Origin of the sequence: Sphingobium fuliginis (assembly GCF_004152845.1) — a bacterium.
In the GTDB taxonomy this organism is placed as follows: domain Bacteria; phylum Pseudomonadota; class Alphaproteobacteria; order Sphingomonadales; family Sphingomonadaceae; genus Sphingobium; species Sphingobium fuliginis.
In genome coordinates this window covers 82,810-100,532 of the sequence record NZ_SEON01000001.1, presented here as the reverse complement: position 1 = coordinate 100,532, position 17,723 = coordinate 82,810, and the positions used below count along the sequence as shown (strand labels likewise).

23 protein-coding genes are annotated in these 17,723 nt (G+C 67.0%); 14 read left to right on the top strand and 9 right to left on the bottom strand.

The window, feature by feature from the left end; all coding sequences use genetic code 11:
• Nucleotides 1-210: 210 nt before the first annotated feature.
• From trmB to EWH10_RS00525, 7 genes are all read right to left on the bottom strand, one after another.
• On the bottom strand, nucleotides 211-906 hold the full coding sequence (gene trmB / locus EWH10_RS00555) for a tRNA (guanine(46)-N(7))-methyltransferase TrmB (protein ID WP_044662609.1): 696 nt from the start codon (nucleotides 904-906) through the stop codon (nucleotides 211-213).
• 219 nt (nucleotides 907-1,125) lie between these two features.
• Complete coding sequence (locus tag EWH10_RS00550) at nucleotides 1,126-1,305, bottom strand: hypothetical protein (RefSeq protein WP_025551528.1); 180 nt, start codon at nucleotides 1,303-1,305, stop codon at nucleotides 1,126-1,128.
• Nucleotides 1,306-1,431: 126 nt separating this feature from the next.
• The gene (locus EWH10_RS00545; protein ID WP_044662608.1) at nucleotides 1,432-2,142 is read right to left on the bottom strand and encodes a methyl-accepting chemotaxis protein; all 711 of its coding nucleotides are present in this window, start codon (nucleotides 2,140-2,142) and stop codon (nucleotides 1,432-1,434) included.
• A 246-nt stretch (nucleotides 2,143-2,388) separates the two neighbouring features.
• Nucleotides 2,389-3,594 (bottom strand): methionine adenosyltransferase, encoded by a 1,206-nt coding sequence (metK, locus tag EWH10_RS00540; RefSeq protein ID WP_044662607.1) that lies wholly within the window; start codon nucleotides 3,592-3,594, stop codon nucleotides 2,389-2,391.
• A gap of 60 nt (nucleotides 3,595-3,654) precedes the next feature.
• Nucleotides 3,655-5,298, bottom strand: coding sequence for an apolipoprotein N-acyltransferase (lnt, locus tag EWH10_RS00535; protein ID WP_130029831.1), 1,644 nt, complete (start codon nucleotides 5,296-5,298; stop codon nucleotides 3,655-3,657).
• A gap of 11 nt (nucleotides 5,299-5,309) precedes the next feature.
• Nucleotides 5,310-5,945, bottom strand: a complete 636-nt coding sequence (locus EWH10_RS00530; RefSeq protein WP_044662606.1) for a YqaA family protein — start codon at nucleotides 5,943-5,945, stop codon at nucleotides 5,310-5,312.
• A gap of 12 nt (nucleotides 5,946-5,957) precedes the next feature.
• Entirely contained in the window at nucleotides 5,958-6,479 is a 522-nt protein-coding gene (locus EWH10_RS00525) for a GNAT family N-acetyltransferase (protein ID WP_044662605.1), read from the bottom strand.
• A 90-nt stretch (nucleotides 6,480-6,569) separates the two neighbouring features.
• Here EWH10_RS00525 and EWH10_RS00520 point away from each other — a divergent pair, with 90 nt between their 5' ends.
• From EWH10_RS00520 to EWH10_RS00500, 5 genes are all read left to right on the top strand, one after another.
• Nucleotides 6,570-6,812 (top strand): reeler domain-containing protein, encoded by a 243-nt coding sequence (locus tag EWH10_RS00520; protein WP_025551538.1) that lies wholly within the window; start codon nucleotides 6,570-6,572, stop codon nucleotides 6,810-6,812.
• A gap of 44 nt (nucleotides 6,813-6,856) precedes the next feature.
• Nucleotides 6,857-7,642 (top strand): hypothetical protein, encoded by a 786-nt coding sequence (locus EWH10_RS00515; protein WP_170825667.1) that lies wholly within the window; start codon nucleotides 6,857-6,859, stop codon nucleotides 7,640-7,642.
• Nucleotides 7,643-7,803: 161 nt separating this feature from the next.
• Nucleotides 7,804-8,367, top strand: a complete 564-nt coding sequence (locus EWH10_RS00510) for a hypothetical protein (protein WP_044663186.1) — start codon at nucleotides 7,804-7,806, stop codon at nucleotides 8,365-8,367.
• Between the two features lie 103 nt (nucleotides 8,368-8,470).
• Complete coding sequence (locus tag EWH10_RS00505) at nucleotides 8,471-9,358, top strand: helix-turn-helix domain-containing protein (protein ID WP_139111520.1); 888 nt, start codon at nucleotides 8,471-8,473, stop codon at nucleotides 9,356-9,358.
• A gap of 37 nt (nucleotides 9,359-9,395) precedes the next feature.
• Nucleotides 9,396-10,505, top strand: a complete 1,110-nt coding sequence (locus EWH10_RS00500) for a GGDEF domain-containing protein (protein WP_083199221.1) — start codon at nucleotides 9,396-9,398, stop codon at nucleotides 10,503-10,505.
• Between the two features lie 89 nt (nucleotides 10,506-10,594).
• Here EWH10_RS00500 and EWH10_RS00495 read toward each other — a convergent pair whose 3' ends face one another.
• Entirely contained in the window at nucleotides 10,595-11,041 is a 447-nt protein-coding gene (locus EWH10_RS00495) for an acetyltransferase (RefSeq protein WP_044662603.1), read from the bottom strand.
• A 65-nt stretch (nucleotides 11,042-11,106) separates the two neighbouring features.
• Between EWH10_RS00495 and EWH10_RS00490 the strand changes: the two genes are divergently transcribed.
• From EWH10_RS00490 to gp17, 9 genes are all read left to right on the top strand, one after another.
• On the top strand, nucleotides 11,107-12,432 hold the full coding sequence (locus tag EWH10_RS00490) for a DNA-packaging protein (protein ID WP_025552161.1): 1,326 nt from the start codon (nucleotides 11,107-11,109) through the stop codon (nucleotides 12,430-12,432).
• A 161-nt stretch (nucleotides 12,433-12,593) separates the two neighbouring features.
• A complete protein-coding gene (locus EWH10_RS00485) occupies nucleotides 12,594-12,932 on the top strand; it encodes a hypothetical protein (protein ID WP_044662602.1) in 339 nt (112 codons plus the stop codon).
• Nucleotides 12,933-13,046: 114 nt separating this feature from the next.
• Nucleotides 13,047-14,177: a phage portal protein gene (locus EWH10_RS00480; protein WP_130029749.1), complete on the top strand. Its 1,131-nt coding sequence runs from the start codon at nucleotides 13,047-13,049 to the stop codon at nucleotides 14,175-14,177.
• 23 nt (nucleotides 14,178-14,200) lie between these two features.
• A complete protein-coding gene (locus EWH10_RS00475; RefSeq protein ID WP_025552246.1) occupies nucleotides 14,201-14,521 on the top strand; it encodes a DUF6127 family protein in 321 nt (106 codons plus the stop codon).
• The gene (locus tag EWH10_RS00470; protein WP_044662600.1) at nucleotides 14,514-14,906 is read left to right on the top strand and encodes an HK97 family phage prohead protease; all 393 of its coding nucleotides are present in this window, start codon (nucleotides 14,514-14,516) and stop codon (nucleotides 14,904-14,906) included. Before EWH10_RS00475 ends, EWH10_RS00470 begins: the two co-directional genes overlap by 8 nt.
• A 128-nt stretch (nucleotides 14,907-15,034) precedes the next feature.
• The gene (locus EWH10_RS00465; RefSeq protein WP_044662599.1) at nucleotides 15,035-16,147 is read left to right on the top strand and encodes a phage major capsid protein; all 1,113 of its coding nucleotides are present in this window, start codon (nucleotides 15,035-15,037) and stop codon (nucleotides 16,145-16,147) included.
• A 124-nt stretch (nucleotides 16,148-16,271) separates the two neighbouring features.
• Nucleotides 16,272-16,757 (top strand): head-tail connector protein, encoded by a 486-nt coding sequence (locus tag EWH10_RS00460; RefSeq protein ID WP_044662598.1) that lies wholly within the window; start codon nucleotides 16,272-16,274, stop codon nucleotides 16,755-16,757.
• A gap of 19 nt (nucleotides 16,758-16,776) precedes the next feature.
• A complete protein-coding gene (locus EWH10_RS00455) occupies nucleotides 16,777-16,980 on the top strand; it encodes a hypothetical protein (protein ID WP_044662597.1) in 204 nt (67 codons plus the stop codon).
• On the top strand, nucleotides 16,977-17,372 hold the full coding sequence (gene gp17 / locus EWH10_RS00450; RefSeq protein ID WP_044662596.1) for a tail completion protein gp17: 396 nt from the start codon (nucleotides 16,977-16,979) through the stop codon (nucleotides 17,370-17,372). The genes EWH10_RS00455 and gp17 overlap by 4 nt, the downstream gene beginning before the upstream one ends.
• Here the strand turns inward: gp17 and EWH10_RS00445 are convergent.
• On the bottom strand, nucleotides 17,369-17,698 hold the full coding sequence (locus EWH10_RS00445) for a hypothetical protein (RefSeq protein ID WP_025552306.1): 330 nt from the start codon (nucleotides 17,696-17,698) through the stop codon (nucleotides 17,369-17,371). The genes gp17 and EWH10_RS00445 overlap by 4 nt on opposite strands.
• Between the last annotated feature and the right edge of the window lie 25 nt (nucleotides 17,699-17,723).

The following is a 17,723-nucleotide window of genomic DNA, read 5'->3' as shown; positions in this document are numbered from 1 at the left end:
GGGCGCTGAACGGTCAATGAAGATGTGGCGATTGCGGGGACGATGGCGTGTCGCGGGGAAAGGAGGGCCGGCAAGCCCTTGAATTGCCGGATGGGAGCCCTAGATTGATGTGGTCACTCTTCCCCCTTGGAGTGACACCTCCCTGAACCTTGGCCCCGCCGTGGAGCTTGCTCCGGCGGGGTTTCTTTTTGGAGAGGGCCGGGGCGGCGATCAGTGGCGGCGGTAGCGGAAGTACCAGACTTCATGGCCCAGGCTGCGCGCTTTCGCTTCGTAGCGGGTTTCGGGCCAGCCGCCGGGGCGGCGCTGGAAATCCGTGGGAGAGCCCGCCAGCCATTCGAAATCGGGATGGCCGTTCATCACCATCAGCGCCCAGCGCAGATAGACGGGATGGTCCGTGCCGAAGCGGAATTCGCCGCCCGGCTTCAGCTTGCGCGCGATCATCGCGACCGGGCCGGGGTTCATCATGCGGCGCTTGGCGTGGCGGGCCTTGGGCCAGGGGTCGGGGTGGAGCAGATAGACGAAGCTGAGCGAGCCGTCCGGAATCCGGCTGAGCACGGAGAGGGCGTCGCCCATGTGGAGGCGGACATTGCCCAGCGCCCTGTCGCGGATATGGCCGAGCGCGGTGACGACGCCGTTCAGGAACGGTTCGCAGCCGATGAAGCCGTGATCGGGCAGCAGGTCGGCGCGATAGGCGAGATGTTCGCCGCCGCCGAAGCCGATTTCGAAATGCAGGGGACGGTCGTAGCCGAACAGGCCCGCGGCGGTGACATCCCCTTCCTCAGGCACGGAGAGGGCGGGCAGCAGGGAATCGACCAGTTCCTGTTGCCCCTTGCGGAGCTTGTGCCCGGACTGGCGGCCGTAGAGGCGGTTGAGCGTGGTGGGATCGCCGGATTTATGCGCTGTCATGCGCGGGCGGATAGAGCATTTTCGGTGCGAGTGAAATCACCTGCCGGATCGAAAAATGCGGGAAGGGGATGGTAAGGAGGGAAGCGTCATGGGGCGCCTCCTGTCCCCGTTGTTGAGGAGATGATGCCGGGGACAGGAGGCTCAGGCCCGACGCCGTGGGCGGCGTCGGGCTTGTTCCTTTGGGAGGCGATGGGTCAGGGCCGATGCGAACCCGTCAGGTCATTTGCACTTGGCGAAGCGGCCCTTGGCGTCCTTGCACGGTCCCTTCTTGGCGACCGGCTTGGGCGGACATTTGACGAACTTGCCCTTGGCGTCCTTGCATGGCGCGGCCAACGCTGGGGCTACGCTGCCGGTCATGAGGGCTAGGCCGAGGAGGGCGGAAGTCAGTGGCCTGGTCATCGCATTCCCCTTGGAAAGAGGTTGCCGGACCCGACAGGGGTGCGGGTCCGACGCCCTGCTTATGGGCGTTTTGCGGGCGGCATGCCAATGAACTTTTCGTCATGTTGCCGCCATGCGGGGGGCCTGTCAGGCCGCCGATTGCCGGTCCGTCAGGCCGATCCGTTCCTGCTGCATCATGGCCGCGGCGCGTTCGGTGGCGATGCGGGTGTCGTCGGCCAGTTTCTTGACCTCGCCCGCGACGACGGCGAAGCCGCGGCCGGCCTCCCCGGCGCGGGCCGCCTCTATCCGGGCGTTGAGGGCGAGCATGTTGGTCTGGGCGGCGATGCCGCGGATGGTCGAGACGATGTCGGCCAATTGGGTCATCGTCTTTTCCAGCGCATTCTTCTGTCGCTCCAGATCGTGCTGGAGGCGATGGCTGTCGGCCAGGCGATGACGCGCCTCCCGTTCCTGCCGGACCTGGCGGGTGATGTCGGTGGCGATCTTCACGACCTTGCGCAATGTGCCGTCGGCTTCGAAGACGGGATTATAGGTGGCCTGCAACCAGATTTCGCGGCCGTTGCGGTCGCGGCGCTCATAGGCGCCGGCGTCGAAGGCGCCGGAACCCAGCTTCTGCCAGAAATCGGCATATTCCTGGGATGCGGCATGGTCCGGCGTGCAGAAGATCCGGTGGTGCTTGCCCGCAATCTCTTCCAGCCCATAGCCCATCAGGGCCAGGAAATTGGCGTTGGCCGTCAGGATCGTGCCGTCCAGCGCGAATTCGATCACCGCCTGGCTGCGGTTGAGGGCTGTCCACGCGGCTTCGGCGCCGTGGGTGCCGTAAGAGAGGGAAGAGGCCAAACCATGTCTCCTTGATCCATCCGGCGCTAGGCGGAGCATGGTTAAGGAAGGGTAAGGGGCCATGGAAAAGGGGCTGCCGGGCGACCGGCAACCCCTGATGCGATTTGCTTTCCCGACCCGGATCGGGTGTGTGGGATTCAGCCCATGGCGGCTGCAAATGGCGGCTTTCCGCGCTTCCGGCGCTTACCTGCCGAACTGCGCTTCGAGCTTTTTTTCGCCTTGCCCTGAACGGAATCCCAGCGCGCCTTAAAGGGCGGCCTTGAGCTTTTCCACCAGGTCGGTGCGTTCCCAGGGGAAGAAGTCGCCCTCCGCCTTGCGTCCGAAATGGCCATAGGCGGCCGAGGGCTGGTAGATCGGCTTGTTGAGGCCGAGATGGGTGCGGATGCCGCGCGGGGTGAGGCCGCCCAGTTCCTTGATGTTCTTGATCGCCTGTTCGATCCTGTCGTCCCCGACCGTCCCGGTGCCGTGGGTGTCGACATAGAGCGACAGCGGTTCGGAAACGCCGATGGCGTAGGCGAGCTGGATCGTGCAGCGGCGGGCGAGGCCGGCGGCGACGATGTTCTTGGCGAGATAGCGGGTGATATAGGCGGCCGAGCGGTCGACCTTGGTCGGGTCCTTGCCGCTGAACGCGCCGCCGCCATGGGGCGAGGCGCCGCCATAGGTGTCGACGATGATCTTGCGGCCGGTAAGGCCGGCGTCGCCGTCCGGGCCGCCGATTTCGAAGCTGCCGGTCGGGTTGATGTGATAGACGGTCTCGTCCGAGAGCAGTTCGCCGGGCAGGATTTCCGCGACGACGCCCTTCACGTAATTTTTGAGTTCGGCTTCCTTTTCGCCCGCGTCATAGCCCGGCGCGTGCTGGGTCGAGACGACGATGGCGGTGGCGGCGGCGGGCTTGCCGTTTTCGAAGCGCAGCGTCACCTGGCTCTTCGCGTCCGGCTCCAGGAAGGGGGCGCGGCCGCTGTGGCGGTCTGCGGCCATCTTCGCCAGGATCTTGTGGCTGTAGTCCAGCGTGGCGGGCATGAGGTCGGGCGTTTCGTCGCAGGCGAAGCCGAACATGATGCCCTGGTCGCCCGCGCCTTCATCCTTGTTCCCGGCGGCGTCGACGCCCTGCGCGATGTGCGCCGACTGGGCGTGGAGGTTGTTTTCGAAGCGGAAAGTTTCCCAGTGGAAGCCGTCCTGTTCGTAGCCGATGCGCTTTACCGTGTCGCGGACGGTGCGTTCGATCTCTTCCTGCGCGCCCGGCGCCCATTCGCCATTTTCATAGACGCCTTTGCAGCGGATTTCCCCGGCGAGGACGACGAGCTGCGTCGTGGTCAGCGTCTCGCAGGCGATGCGGGCTTCGGAGTCCTTCGACAGGAAGAGGTCGACGATGGCGTCGGAAATCTGGTCCGCGACCTTGTCGGGATGGCCTTCGGAAACGGATTCCGAGGTGAAGAGGTAGTTCGAACGCATGGTTGCTCCAGTCTGATGCTGTGTCTGCGTATAAAGAAATCTTTATGTGCAGTGGATGCCTTAGCGGCTGCCGCGCAACCGGGCAAGTGGGATGCAGGCGAGGACGAGCAGCGCTGCAAAGGCGAAGGGGAGAAGATTGCCGAATCGCGCGAAGATCGTCGGCGGCAGCGCGGGGGGGAGCGCGGTGTCGAGAAAACCGGCGCGGTGGTGGCCGATGCTGCCGAGGATATGGCCGCGGGCGTCGACCACCGCGGAGATTCCGGTGGGGGTGGAGCGGATGATGGGGATGCCCTCCTCCAGCGCGCGGAGGCGGGCCTGCGCCAGATGCTGGACCGGGCCCCAACTGCCGAACCAGGCGTCGTTGGAGGGGTTGAACAGGAAGTCGGGGCGGTTGGCTTCGTCCACAACCTGGCCGGAGAAGATGATCTCGTAGCAGATCTGCACGCCCATCCTGAGCGGCGGGCGGCCCAGCGTGGCGGGCAGGGCCAGGCTTTGCGGGCCGGGGCCGGGCCAGAAGTCGACGGCGCCGGGGACGAGGCGGGACAGGCCGAGCGGCTGGAGAATCTGGCGCATCGGCAGATATTCGCCATAGGGGACGAGATGGGACTTGTCGTAGCGGCCGAGCAGGCGGGCCTGTGCGTTCACGACGAACAGGCTGTTGTTCGCGCCGGCCAGCGCGTTTTCCGGGACGCCTTCTTTCCCAACCTGTTTGAAATAGACCTTGGTCGCGCCGGTCATGAGGAGGTCGCCGGGGCCCAGCAATGCAGCGAGGCGGGCGCGCCAGTCGGGCTCCATGTCGAGATAGGCGGGGATGGCGGCTTCGGGCCAGAAGATCAGGCGCGGGGCCGGGCGCCGCGTGCCGGAGAGGGCGGCGAGGGTCTGGAAATGGGCCTGTTCGAGTTCGGGAGAATATTTTTCGTCCTGGCCAATATTGGGCTGGACCACGCGGATTTTGGGGGCGCCTGTGGGAGTGGGCGGGGCGGGGGAGAGATTGCCCCACAGGGTCAGGGCGATGAGGGGTGTAATGAGGGCGGCGGCGGGGCGGAACTGGCGGCGGAGGGCGAGGAGGAGCGCGCCCGACGCCAGTATGGCGAGCGCGCCGAGGCCGTAGGTGCCGATCAGGGTGGAGGCGATCGCCATGCCGGTGGGGAGGAGGGTGACGCCCAGCGGGTTCCAGGCGAAGCCGGTGAAGACGGTGGCGCGGAGATATTCCGAGGCCAGCCAGCAGGCGGCGAAGAGGAGGGTGAAAGGAAGTGTGGCGTGCTCCTGCGGAGGCAGGAGTCCAGTTCTGACGGCGGGACTGGGCTGTCGCGAGTCGCTTGTCTCGTTCCAGTGCCTTCGCAGGAACACGTTGTTCTGTAGATGGTACAGCCACCGCGCCGCCAGCGTGGCCAGGCCGGGATAGACGGCGAGGTAGAGGGACAGGAGGACCACCGCGCCATAGCCGAACCAGTGGGGCATCGCGTCCTGAAAGGTGAAGGCGTGGGCGATCCAGTTGAGGCCGAGGGTGAAATGGCCGACGCCGAACAGCCAGCCGCGCAGGAAAGCGCTGCGGCGGTCGGGAGCCTGTTCGATCAGGAGGATGAGGAGCGCGAAGCAGGCCAGGGTGACAGGCCAGAGCTTCAGCGGTTCGAAGCCGGTGGCCGCCGCGAATCCGGCGAGCAGGGCGGTGAGCTTCGGGAAGCGGGCCGGAATGTCCTTCATGCCGGTGCGGATCAGTGCAGCGTGGCCATGGTGGCGTGGCTGCACTTGTCGCTCTTGTCCCCGCCGCCGGACAGGGCGGAGGCCGCGATGAAGCCGCCGACCAGCAGCACCAGGAAGGCGGCGGAGAGCAGGCCGAGATATTTCTCGATGAACGCCTTGATCGGGCGGCCGAACTTCCAGAACAGGAAACCCACCAGCATGAACTGGAAGGCGCGGCTGAGGACGCTCGCCCAGAGGAAGGTGAAGAGGGAGAGGCCGATGAAGCCCGCCGTGATGGTGATGAGCTTGAACGGGATCGGCGTCGCGCCCTTGATCAGGATGATCTCCGCCCCGTAATCGCGCAAATAGCAGGCGGCGACGGGGAATTTCGCGGCGAGGCCGAGGGCGTGCAATATCTGCTGCCCCACCGTTTCATAGAGGAAATGGCCGATGGCATAGCCGAACAGCCCGCCCAGCACCGAGGCGATGGTGCAGATCAGCCCGAAGCGGATCGCGCGTTCCGGGCGGGCGAGGCACATCAGGCCCAGCAGCGGGTGCGGCGGGATGGGGAAGAAGCTGCTTTCCATGAAGCTGATGGCGAAGAGCCAGCGTTCGGCGTGGGCGTGGGCGGCTTTCGCCAGCGTCCATTGGTAGAGCTTGGTGAGCATCGGGTTGAGGCCCTAGCCCAACTGCTTTCGGGCCGCCAGTGCTTTTGCCAGGACGACCATCTGCTGCGGCGGATCGAGCGGTACGGGATAGGGGCGCGTCTCTCCCGTCGGTCGGTAGCCGCGTCTTCGATAATATCGGATGAGATTGTCGTGGGTGGAGATGACGGTCATTTCCATCCGCCGGGTACCGAAGGCGGTCGCGGCGAGCTGTTCGGCGGCGGCGATGAGGCGGTGGCCGAGGCCCCCCGACTGGAGCGCGGGATCGACGCAGAGCAGGCCGAGACAGGCGCGGCCGTCGCCCCGGTCGGAGATCTGGACGCAGCCGATGGGGGCGTCGTCCGGGTCTGGCGCGACCAGCAGGCGTTCGGCGGGGTCGGCGAGGATCGCCTCCAGCGCCGCGATGCTGGTGCGGGGGGTGGCGGGCGGGGCGGTCTCTATGGCCCAGCTTTGCCGGGCGGTGTCGCCGCGATAGGCGCGCTCTATGATCGGGTGGAGACGGGGGAGGTCCGACGGGCGGGCGAGGCGTATGTCCATGGCCGGCCTGTAACGCCCTTGTGATGGAAGCGACAGGGGTCTTGATCGGTGCGGCGTCGCCACGCTAGCTTTGCCGTGTAGGAGACGCATATGCTTGGCATGGGAGAGGGCGCCTGTCCCTTTGAGTTCAATACCGATCCCGCGACGTTCAAGGTCGGGGATTCGGTCAGCTACCGGGTGACGGGCAGTCTGGAGGGCATGCCCTTTGCCGGCGTGCTGCTGGAGGTGCATGAGGATCATGTCGTGCTGACGTCGGACCCGGACGACAAGGCCAGCCGGATGCGGGCGACCCGGGAAAGCCGTCCTGTCGTCCGGGAGGAGGATATCTGTTGACGCCACGGCGTTGACGGCGCGGCGGCGTCTGGGCATGACCCCTTATGAGTCCGGCCCGGCGCATCCGAGTGAATTTGACCTTATCCCTTCCCTCCCAATGGCGCGAGCGCGGCGGCGGATTGCTGCTGGCGCTGCTGTTCAACGCGCTGCTGCTGGCGTTGCTGACGCTGGCGCCCGATCCGGTGATCCGGCTGCCCGACCTGCGCAATCCGGTGACGTTCGAGATGGCGCCCGCGCCCAAGGCGGAGAAGGCGCAGAGCAAGGCCGAGAAGAGCGAGAAGAAGAAGCAGGAGAAATCGGCGCGGCGGCAGGTGCAGCAGCCGGTGGTCAGGCGCGACCGTCCCGTGGTGAAGCCGACCGAGCAGCAGCCCTCGCCGCTGCCGTTCCTGGTGCTGGACAGCCAGCAGATGGCGTCCGCCGACATCGGCAAGATGGCGAAGAAGGGCGCGGCCGACGGCGCGACGGGGCAGGGCAACAGCGCGGCGGCGGCGGGGCCGGGCGAGGGGCCGGGGGGCGTGCAATTGTTCGATGCGGAATGGTACCGGCGGCCGAGCCATGCGGAACTGGCCGGCTATCTGCCCGCCGATGCGCCGACAAGCGGCTGGGGTCTGGTCGCGTGCAAGACGGTGGATCATTACCATGTCGAGAACTGCCAGGCGCTGGGGGAATCGCCCATGGGGTCCGGCTTTGCCAAGGCGGTTCGGCTGGCGGCGTGGCAATTTCTGGTGCTGCCGCCGCGGGTGAATGGCAAGGTGATGGTCGGAAGCTGGGTTCGGATCAGGATAGACTATACGCGCAGCGTGGCCGGCGGGGACGATGCGGGGCGGTGAACCGGGAGGAGTTTTTAACCCATATGGAACATTTTTGTTGACATCGTCACGCTGTTCTGGCACATAGGTCGACATTGGGAAAATGTGAGTCGCCGATGAGGCGGTGAAGGGCTGGTCCTCGTCAGGGCCGGCCCCTTTGCTTTGCATGCGGGGGATTGGCTGTGGCGGACGGAGAAGGGAAGAGGAGCCGGTTCGGCGGGCGGGCCGATGCGCCCGAGCGGGTGCTGGCGCTGGAGAATGGGCCGCAGGGGGCGTTGGGCGTCGCGCCGCAGATGCGCGCGGTCCGCCGGAATGGCTGGACGCCGGCGCTGCGGCAGAAGTTCCTGGAGACGCTGGCGCTGACCTGCAACGTCAGCGAGGCGGCGCGGGTCGTCGGGCGGAACTTGTCGACCGTCTATTATCTGAAGCGGCGCGATCCGGCATTTGCGCGGGCGTGGAAGCAGGCGCTGAGCATCGGGCATGAGGAATTGCGGGCGCTGATGCTGCGGCAGGCGCTGTTCGGCACGGAGGATGAGGAGATCGTGCTGGACGGGGAAGGGGCGGTCAAGAGCCGGAAGATCAGGCGGGGGCATCCGCACATGATCCAGGCGCTGCTGTTCAGGGCGCATGAGAAGGAGGTGGAGGAGATGCAGCGGCTGGAGAGCGTGGAGCGGCCCGATGGCGAGGATGCGGTGGAGCGGTTGCGGGTGGCGCTGGATGAGGTGCGGAAGCGGAGTGGGGGGTAGGGGATTTTGGGTGGTTGCGGACTGGCAACTGCTGGTTCGCGCATCGCGAAAGCTGACAAAGAGCACGATCATTTGCAGCAATAATTGTAGCATATAGCAAAAATTGCCGTATATCGCCGCCATGGAAATACTGCCTACGCTCGAACTCCAGTTCCAAGACGCCTCGCAAGTCGGAGCAAAAAAATCCCCGCTCGCCTGGCGCGGGTTCAGGGTCGAACATGTGCTCCTCACGACAGATGAAGGCTATGATTTCCGCGCAAAGGGCGACAGTTGCTATCTCGCCTATCATGAGCTGATGCTGACCGACGGTGAGCTGAAGATGGAGGGTTTGCCGACCTTGGCCAAGACGCAGCTTCGCGACACGCTCACCTTCGCGCCCGAAGGATGCGCCATTGAGGGGTGGGCAAAGCCTGCTCGCGGAGAAAACAGCTACACGGCTCTCTATTTCGAACCCGATATCGTTTCCGAAGAATTGGGAGAACGATATGCCTGCGCCAATGCGGCACCTTTTGCATATGTTCGCAATGCCGGCCTGGCATCGACGATGATCAAGCTGCGCGACCTGGCCGTACGTGGTGACGATGACCCCCTCTACGCCGAAGCTCTTTGCCTGAGCGCGACAATCGAATTGCTGGGAATGCGGCCGTCACGGGAGGCCGCGCCCTTGAGCAAGGCGCAACTTGCACGCATTCAGGATTTTATCTTCGCCAATCAGCATCGCGCCATCGGCCTTGATGAGCTTGCAGACGTGGTCGATCTCAGTCGCTCTCACTTCTCCCGCGCGTTCAAGGCGACGACGGGCGTCGGACCATATCGTTTCGTCAGCGACTGGCGCGTTCGCCGCGCGCAAGAGATGCTGCGCGCCGTTCCGGATCAATCGGTCGAATCCATTGCACAGGCGGTCGGCTTCGCGAGCGCCGGCGCATTTCGTCGTGTGTTTCAACAGTTTGCGGGCACGACGCCGAAACAATATCGCAGGCAGCAGCGCTGAAAATCGGCAATTAAATCTTCTCGTGGGGGCGGGATATATGAGCGACTTTGACAATGCATCGAACAGATTTCTGGGCTGGCTCGGTCGGCGCGGCGTTCGTGAACCGGCAGAGCAACAATATGCCAAGGGAAGCGGCGACTTGATCCAGGCGGTGCGGCGGCACCTGCTCGATGAAATTGCGACTTTCCTGGTCAGTCATCGCCTTGACGTGACATCGACCAATCTCGTCACCACGCATGGAATATTCTCCGGAGGCAATCCAGTCCTGGCCCGCAAAATTGCAAAGCGCCATGCGGCTGGCCTTGAGATCACGCAGGAGTGGCTGGATGAAGTGGCAGGGATCGATCAATCCGACAAGCAGCACAACGGCGTCGAGTTGCTGATCGGCCAGATGGAGAACAGCATCGAAATATTCTCCAGAAATACCAATGCGGCGCGCAGCGCCACCTCGGAATATTCCGTCGAGCTGGAGGGCCATGTCGCCGAACTCGCCGCCAGTTCGGAAACGGGGCAGATCATTTCGCACTTCACGAAAATGGCTACCGCCATGTTGGAGCGGACCCGGCAACTCGAAAGCGATATGCACCGCAGCGAGGAGGAAGCGGAATCATTGCGCCGGAGCCTGGAAAAGGCCAAGCGGGAGGCGGAGGTCGATCATCTGACCGGCCTCCCTAACAGGCGTGCCTTTGAAGCCGTGTTGGAACGCGAATATCGCGAAGCGCGCGGCGCGATGGAACCGCTGGCCGTCGCATTTTGCGACATCGATCATTTCAAGCGCGTCAATGACACGCACGGCCACGACACCGGCGACCGCGTTATCCGGTTGATAGCGGAGACACTCGCCAGGATCAGTGACGACAAGTGCCATGTCGCGCGCCATGGTGGCGAGGAATTCGTCATGCTCTTCCGAGGACTGCCAGTCTCCGAAGTGAAGAATCAGCTTGACGATGTGCGGGAAAGCATGGCCGACCGGCGCCTGATCAACCGGAAGACAGACCAGCCCGTCGGGCGGGTCACCTTTTCCGCCGGCATCGCCGACATATTCGATTATCCGGACCCGCGTGCTGCAATGAAAGCCGCTGACGAAGCCCTCTACGCCGCCAAGGAGGCTGGCAGGAACCAAATTCATGTAGCCCGGAATCTTTAATAGGCGCTTGCTATCAGGAAAGCGATGACCGCTTTTGAGACAAAAGATTTCATCTTAGACGGCAAAAACTGGTCGTTTCAGCTATCTCGTCAGGGGGCGTAGCGGAGGTGGATCAGGGGGTAGGGACGGCCCTGGCCGTCCTGGTCGGAGCGGCCGGTGCGGGCGAAGCGCATGGCTTCGTAGAAGCCGATCGCCTGCGCATTCTGTTCGTTGACGTCCGTGGTGAGCGTGGGGTGGAGCGACAGGGCGTGGTCGATCAGGCGGCGCCCGACCCCCTGGCCGCGCCATGCGGGGTCGATGAACAGCGCCTCCATATGCGTGCCGTCGATCAGCATGAAGCCGATGGCGTGGTCGTCCGGGTCGGTGGCGAGCCAGGCGGGCGCGTGGGGGAGGAAGGCGGCGACCTCCGCCTCTATCGCGGTGCGGTCTGCCGGCGTCAGGAAATCATGGGTCGCGTCGACGGCCTTGCGCCAGATGTCGAGCAGGCAGGCGCCGTCGGCGGCGCGGGCGGGGCGGATGGAACTCATGGCGGGCATATAGGGATGTGGGGCTGATCGGCCAAATCGGCCGCCGTGGAAAATCGATGAATGGAGGCGGGCGCATGGCCCTTTCGGATTTCGAACGGCTGGCGCATCTGCCGGAGGCGGCGCGCGAGCGGGTGCTGGCCGGGCTGGGCGCGGCGGCGGCCGATGCGCTGGCGCATGACTGGCGCTGGCTGGCGCGGCCGGAGCAACTGGCGCCCGAAGGGGACTGGCGCATCTGGCTGATGATGGCGGGGCGCGGGTTCGGCAAGACGCGGGCCGGGGCGGAGTGGGTGCGCTCGGTCGCGGAGAGCGATCCGGCGGCGCGCATCGCGCTGGTCGGCGCGACGCTGGGCGAGGCGCGGGCGGTGATGGTGGAGGGGGCGTCGGGCCTGTTGTCCATCGCGCCCTGGTGGAACCGGCCGGTCTTCGCGCCGGCGCTGCGCAAGCTGGTCTGGCCCAATGGCGCGATCGCCACGCTTTACGGCGCGGCGGAGGCGGAGGGGCTGCGCGGGCCGCAGTTCAGCCATGGCTGGGCCGACGAGATCGCCAAATGGGCGGGCGGCGAGGCGGTGTGGGACAATCTGATGATGGGGATGCGGCTGGGCGGCGCGCCGCGCGTGCTGGCGACGACGACGCCGCGGCCCGTCGCCCTGGTGCGGGGGCTGGTGGCGCGCAACGGCGGCGACGTGGTGGTGACGCGGGGGCGGACGGCGGACAATGTCGCGCATCTCGCGGAAGGGTTCCTGGCGGCGATGGAGCGGAGCTATGGCGGGACGCGGCTGGGGCGGCAGGAGCTGGAGGGCGAGCTGATCGAGGAAGTCGAGGGCGCGCTGTGGACCCGCGATCTGCTGGAGCGGTGCCGGGTGGCGCATGTACGCGGCGGGCTGGCGCGGGTGGTGGTGGCGGTCGATCCGCCCGCCTCCGCGCATGGCGACGCCTGCGGGATCGTGGTCGTCGGGCTGGGGGCGGATCGGCGCGCCTATGTGATTGCCGATGCGACGGTGGAGGGCGCGACGCCGGAGGGCTGGGCGCGGGCGGTGGCGGCGGCGGCGCTGGTGCATGGCGCGGACCGGGTGGTGGCCGAGGCGAATAATGGCGGGGCGATGGTCGAGAGCGTGCTGCGCGCCGCCGAGGCCGGGCTGCCCGTGCGGCTGGTGCATGCGAGCCGGGGGAAGGTGGCGCGGGCCGAGCCGGTGGCGGCCCTTTATGAGGCCGGGCGGGTGGCGCATCGGGGCGGCTTTCCCGCGCTGGAGGACCAGATGTGCGGGATGATGCTGGGCGGCGGCTATGAGGGGCCGGGGCGGTCGCCGGATCGGGCCGACGCCCTGGTGTGGGGGTTGACCGAGTTGATGCTGGGGCGGCGCGGGGATGCGCGGGTGCGGGGGATTTGGGGGGATGCCTGATCCTGCGCGGTCCTGCCTTCGCAGGAGCGCTATGGTCATGATCGACGGACATTGCCGGTTCGTAATGGGGGCCTGTTCGTAATGGAGGGCCTGTTCGTAATGGGGGAACAATGACCTGGTGTTTGCGTAGTCCTTTCGTCTGATTTGCAAGGAGATTGGTCATGAAACTGGCCGGATGGACGATGGCTGCGGCGGGGCTGGCTCTGGTGGGTTCGCCGGTGCTGGCGGCTTCGCTGAACGGCAAGGAGCGGGCGCGGGTGGCGCGGGCCGCGCCGCGCGATCGGGATGATGTGCGCTATTGCCTGCTCCAGGCGAAGAAGGGGCGGGACAAGGGCACGGTGATCGGTGCGGCGGGCGGGGCCGGCGTCGGCGCGCTGGCCGGCGGCAGTCTGGGCGAATCCCTGCTGGCCGGCGCGGCGGGCGCCGTGGCGGGGCGCGTGATCGGGAAGAGCGAGGGGACCAATTCCGCCTGCGATCGGGTTTTGGCCCGCAATCCCTGAGAGTTCGGGGACGGGGCAGACCCGTCCGGTTTTCGGTAGGCGGCTGAGCGCCGCAGACCTTCACGATCCTCCCTCCGTTCCCGGGGGGAGGATTTTTTGTCGGTGGGTGGGTCCATGAAATTGTTCGGGGTGAAGGCGGCGCGCGGCGGGGCGCGGCCGGTGTTGGCGCGTGCCTGGGGATCGGGCGGGGTCGCGCTGGGCGAGTGGCCGGCCAGCTATGAGCAGCAGGTGCGGGCCGGGATGATCGGCAATCCGGTGGCGCAGAGGGCGCTGCGGCTGGTGTCGGAGGGGGCTGGCGGGACCGCGCTGGTCGTCGGGGGCGTCGCGGAGGAGGTTCGGGCGCGGGTGAAGGCGCTGGTGGCGCGCTGTTCGTCCGGACAGTCGCTGGTGGAGACGGTGGCCGGCCATCTGCTGCTGCATGGCAATGCCTATGTGCAGATCATCCTGGGGGCGGACGGGATGCCGGGCGAGCTGTATGCGCTGCGGCCCGAGCGGGTGAGCGTGGAGGCGGATGCGCGGGGATGGCCGGCGGCCTATCTCTATCGCGTCGGGGAAAGCGTGACGCGGCTGTCGCCCGAGGATGGCGCCGGAAGGACCGGGATCGTGCACCTGAAGGCGCTGCATCCGCTGGACGATCATTATGGGCTGGGCTGCGTCGGGGCGGCCGCCGGGGCGGTGGCGATCCACAATGCGGCGACGGTGTGGAACAAGGCGCTGCTGGACAATGCGGCGCGGCCTTCGGGCGCGATGGTCTACGATCCGGGCGACGGGTCGGTGATGAGCCCCGAGCAGTTCGAGCGGGTCAAGCGGGAGATGGAGGTCGCCTTTTCCGGCGCGGCCAATGCCGGGCGGCCGATGCTGCTGGAGGGCGGGCTGGACTGGAAGGCGATGAGCCTGACGCCCGCCGAGATGGATTTCGTGGGGCTGAAGGCGGCGGCGGCGCGGGAGATCGCGCTCGCCTTCGGCGTGCCGCCGATGCTGATGGGGCTGCCGGGGGACAATAGCTACGCCAATTATCGCGAGGCCAATCGGGCGTTGTGGCGGCAGACGATCCTGCCGCTGCTGGCGAAGATCTGGGGTGGGTTGGCGCAGGGTCTGCAGGGCTGGTGGCCGGCGCTGTGTCTGGGCGCCGACCTGGATGCGGTGCCCGCGCTGTTCGAGGAGAGGAGCGCGCTGTGGGACCGGGTGGCGGCCGCGGACTTCCTGTCGGCGGAGGAGAAGAAGGCGATGCTGGGCATGGGGTGAGGCGACGGGCGCGGAGGCAGGTGATGAAATATGATGGGGAGATGCTGGCGCGGCTGGTGGCGCAGGCCGAGGCGCAGCCGGCGGGGGCGGACATGCTGATGATCCGCGCGCTGGTCGAGGAGGCGAGCGAACTGGGCGCGGGGCGGGCGCTGGAGCGGCTGGGGCTGGCGGATCGCGGGGCGGAGGCGGATGTGCGGGAGCTGCGCGAACTGCTGGGCGGCTGGCGCGACGCGAAGAAGGCGGCGCGGGGCGCGGTCGTCGCCTGGGTCGTGCGGATCGTCACCGCGCTGATGCTGCTGGGGATGGCGGTGAAGCTGGGTCTGTTGGGGCTGGCGCATGAGTGACGTGCGGTTCGCCGGCTATGCGGCGGTGTTCGACCGGGTGGACCGGGGCGGCGATGTGGTGCGGGCGGGGGCCTTTGCCGGGGTGGCGGCGGGGGTGCCGCTGCTGTGGCAGCATCGGCCCGGCGAGGTGATCGGGACGGTCGAGAAGGTCGAGGAGGATGCGCGGGGCCTGCGCGTGATCGGGCGGGTTTCCGGGCGGACGGCGGCGGGGCGGGAGGCGGGTCGCGCGCTTCGGGAGAAGGCGGTGGACGGGTTGTCCTTTGGCTATCGGGTGCGGGAGGCGAGAGGGGTTTCGCCCCGGGAATTGCTGGAGCTGGAGGTGGTGGAGGTGAGCGTCGTCACGCATCCGATGCAGGATCTGGCTCGGGTGATTGCGGTGGAATAGGGGGCCTTACCCCTCATCCAACTTCGCCTGGGCGGCTTTGCCGCCAAGGCTTCGTATCCTTCTCCCACAAGGGGAGAAGGAGCTGTTCGGGCGGTCCGGTGGGCCGCCCTTTTTCGTGGGAGTGGTGGATGACGGATCAATTGGAAGCGAGCTTTGACGTGATGGCGCAGGGTGAGCGTATTGCCGGGCTGGAAAGTGAGGTCGCGGCGTTGAGGGGGGCGCTGCTGGTTCAGCAGAGGCCCGCGCTGGATGGCGTGAAGGGCGGGGCGGTCGATCCGCATCGGGCCGCCTTCGTCGAGCGCTATGTGCGGCAGGGGCTGGAGGCCGGGGTCGAGCTCAAGAGCTTTTCCGGCGCTTCGGGCGCGGCGGGCGGCTATGCGGTGCCGCGGGAGATCGACCAGATCATCGGCGCGACGCTGAAGGCGATTTCGCCCATCCGGTCGATCGCCAATGTCGTGCGGACGGGTACGGCGGGCTATCGCAAGCTGGTGACGTCGGGCGGCATCGTGTCCGGCTGGGCCAGCGAAACGGGCGCGCGGGCGGAGACGGCGACGCCGAGCTTCAACGAGATCGTGCCGCCTTCGGGCGAGCTCTACGCCAATCCGGCGGCGAGCCAGGCGATGCTGGACGATGCGCAGTTCGACGTCGAGGGCTGGCTGGCCGGGGAGATCGCCCGCGAGTTCGCGGCGGCGGAGGGCGCGGCCTTCGTCAACGGCAATGGGACGAACAAGCCCAAGGGCTTCCTGACCTATACGACGACCAATGAGGCGGACAGCGTGCGCGCCTTCGGGTCGCTGCAATATGTGGCGTCGGGGGCTTCGGGGGCCTTTGCCGCTTCGGGGCAGGACAGGCTGATCGACCTGGTGCAGGCGTTGCGCGCGCCCTATCGCCAGGGGGCCTGCTTCGTGATGAATTCGGCCACGCTGTCGGTCATCCGCAAGATGAAGACCAGCGACGGGGCGTTCATCTGGCAGCCTTCGCTGAGCGCGGGGCAGCCGGCGACGCTGCTGGGCTATCCGGTGGTCGAGGCCGAGGACATGCCGGACATTGCGGCGGGTTCGCTGTCGATCGCGTTCGGCAATTTCCAGGCGGGCTATGTGATTTCCGAACGCAGCGAGACCAGCATCCTGCGCGATCCGTTCAGCAACAAGCCGTTCGTGCATTTCTATGCGGTGAAGCGGATCGGCGGGGCCGTGGCCAATTCGGAGGCGATCAAGCTGATGAAGTTCGCGGCTTCCTGATCACCCCTCATCCAACTTCGCCTAAGCGGCCTTGCCGCTAAGGCTGCGCATCCTTCTCCCACAAGGGGAGAAGGAAAGACTGGGGGCGTCCTGCGGGGCGTCCCCTTTTTTGGTGGGAGGGGCCATGTTGGCGGATCTCAAGGCCTGGTTGCGGATCGGGTCGGATGATGAGGATGGCGTGCTGGAGCGGCTTTTGGGAAGCGCTTCGGGGCTTTGCGAGCAGTTTATCGGGCAGTGGCTGGTGGTGCGGGAGGCGTCGGAGACGGTCGTCGCGGACGGGAGCTGGCAGAGGCTGACGGCGCGGCCGGTGGTGGCGATCGAGGGGGTGGAGGCGGCCGGCGTGGCGCTGGCGCCGGAGGCCCATGCGATCGACATCGATGCTTCCGGCGATGGCTGGGTGCGGGCGCGGCCGGTCGATGGGCCGGGGGAGGTCGTGGTGCGCTATCGCGCGGGGCTGGCGGTCGATGAGGATGCGCTGCCCGAAGCGATCCGGCAGGGGATCGTGCGGCTGGCGGCGGAGCATTTCGCGGCGCGGGGCGGGGACGTGGCGACGCCGCCCGCCGTGGTGAGCGCGCTGTGGCGGCCATGGCGGCGGATGCGGCTGGCATGAGCATGAGGGGGCGGTGGGCATGAGGGGATGGCTGGGCGCGCTGGTCGAGGCGCGGATGGAGGCGCGGCGGCGGGGGATTGCCGCGGCTCTGGCGGCGACCGGCGTGGAGGCGCAGGTCGAGGGTGAGGCGGTGCGGCTGTCCGGGCGCGGGCTCAAGGCGCGGTGGATGGGCGATCTGGCGCTGCGGGAAGCGGTGCGGCATTCGGGAAAGGGGCGGCGATGAGCGCGGAGGTGGCGGTGCGTGGAGCCGTGGTTGCGGCCCTGCGTGGGGATGCCGTCTTGATGGCGGGGGTGAACGGGCTGTTCGACGGCGCGCCGGGACGGGCCAGCGCGCCCTATGGGGTGGTGGGGGACTGCATCGCGCTGGATTGGGGCGCGAAGGATGTGGAGGGGTGGGAACTGACCGTGGCGGTCAGCCTGTTCGACGTGGGGGAAGCGCCTGCGCGGCTGGGCGGCCTGCTGGAGCGCGTGGATGCGGCGATGCGGGCGATGGGGCCGGTGGAGGGCTGGCGGGTCGTTGGCGCGGGGCTGGTGCGGTCCCGCGTGGCGCGGACGGCGGCACGGGACGGGTGGCAGGCCCTGGTGGATTATCGGGTGCGGGTGGTGCGGGCTTAGCTGCCCGGCTTCGAATAGTCTTCATATTCTCCGACGATCTTGTCCCGATATTCGCTGATCTGGTCGTCGGCGTCCGATTGCGCGTCCTTGTCCGACATGCCGCTCGACTTGTCGTCGGCGACGATGGCGGCGCGGAAGGCGGCTTCCTTGGCGCCGCATTCGCTCTTCAGCGCGGACTGGAAATCGCCGAGCGACAGTTTCTTGTCGATGGCGGGCTGAATCTGTTTCGACAGGCACTGCGAATAGTCCTTGCGGCCAGTGCCGACATCGACGCCGCCCTGCGGAGCGGCGGCCAGCAACAGCATCAGGGGGGCGGTGACGAACATAGGGGGCCTCTCTCCAAATCCCGAA

Coding starts and splice junctions, on each gene's coding strand:
- trmB (WP_044662609.1), bottom strand. CDS start 906: ATGACAGCGCATAAATCCGGCGATCCCACCACGCTCAACCGCCTCTAC.
- EWH10_RS00550 (WP_025551528.1), bottom strand. CDS start 1,305: ATGACCAGGCCACTGACTTCCGCCCTCCTCGGCCTAGCCCTCATGACC.
- metK (WP_044662607.1), bottom strand. CDS start 3,594: ATGCGTTCGAACTACCTCTTCACCTCGGAATCCGTTTCCGAAGGCCAT.
- lnt (WP_130029831.1), bottom strand. CDS start 5,298: ATGAAGGACATTCCGGCCCGCTTCCCGAAGCTCACCGCCCTGCTCGCC.
- EWH10_RS00530 (WP_044662606.1), bottom strand. CDS start 5,945: ATGCTCACCAAGCTCTACCAATGGACGCTGGCGAAAGCCGCCCACGCC.
- EWH10_RS00525 (WP_044662605.1), bottom strand. CDS start 6,479: ATGGACATACGCCTCGCCCGCCCGTCGGACCTCCCCCGTCTCCACCCG.
- EWH10_RS00520 (WP_025551538.1), top strand. CDS start 6,570: ATGCTTGGCATGGGAGAGGGCGCCTGTCCCTTTGAGTTCAATACCGAT.
- EWH10_RS00515 (WP_170825667.1), top strand. CDS start 6,857: ATGAGTCCGGCCCGGCGCATCCGAGTGAATTTGACCTTATCCCTTCCC.
- EWH10_RS00500 (WP_083199221.1), top strand. CDS start 9,396: ATGAGCGACTTTGACAATGCATCGAACAGATTTCTGGGCTGGCTCGGT.
- EWH10_RS00495 (WP_044662603.1), bottom strand. CDS start 11,041: ATGCCCGCCATGAGTTCCATCCGCCCCGCCCGCGCCGCCGACGGCGCC.
- EWH10_RS00490 (WP_025552161.1), top strand. CDS start 11,107: ATGGCCCTTTCGGATTTCGAACGGCTGGCGCATCTGCCGGAGGCGGCG.
- EWH10_RS00485 (WP_044662602.1), top strand. CDS start 12,594: ATGAAACTGGCCGGATGGACGATGGCTGCGGCGGGGCTGGCTCTGGTG.
- EWH10_RS00480 (WP_130029749.1), top strand. CDS start 13,047: ATGAAATTGTTCGGGGTGAAGGCGGCGCGCGGCGGGGCGCGGCCGGTG.
- EWH10_RS00475 (WP_025552246.1), top strand. CDS start 14,201: ATGAAATATGATGGGGAGATGCTGGCGCGGCTGGTGGCGCAGGCCGAG.
- EWH10_RS00470 (WP_044662600.1), top strand. CDS start 14,514: ATGAGTGACGTGCGGTTCGCCGGCTATGCGGCGGTGTTCGACCGGGTG.
- EWH10_RS00465 (WP_044662599.1), top strand. CDS start 15,035: ATGACGGATCAATTGGAAGCGAGCTTTGACGTGATGGCGCAGGGTGAG.
- EWH10_RS00460 (WP_044662598.1), top strand. CDS start 16,272: ATGTTGGCGGATCTCAAGGCCTGGTTGCGGATCGGGTCGGATGATGAG.
- EWH10_RS00455 (WP_044662597.1), top strand. CDS start 16,777: ATGAGGGGATGGCTGGGCGCGCTGGTCGAGGCGCGGATGGAGGCGCGG.
- gp17 (WP_044662596.1), top strand. CDS start 16,977: ATGAGCGCGGAGGTGGCGGTGCGTGGAGCCGTGGTTGCGGCCCTGCGT.
- EWH10_RS00445 (WP_025552306.1), bottom strand. CDS start 17,698: ATGTTCGTCACCGCCCCCCTGATGCTGTTGCTGGCCGCCGCTCCGCAG.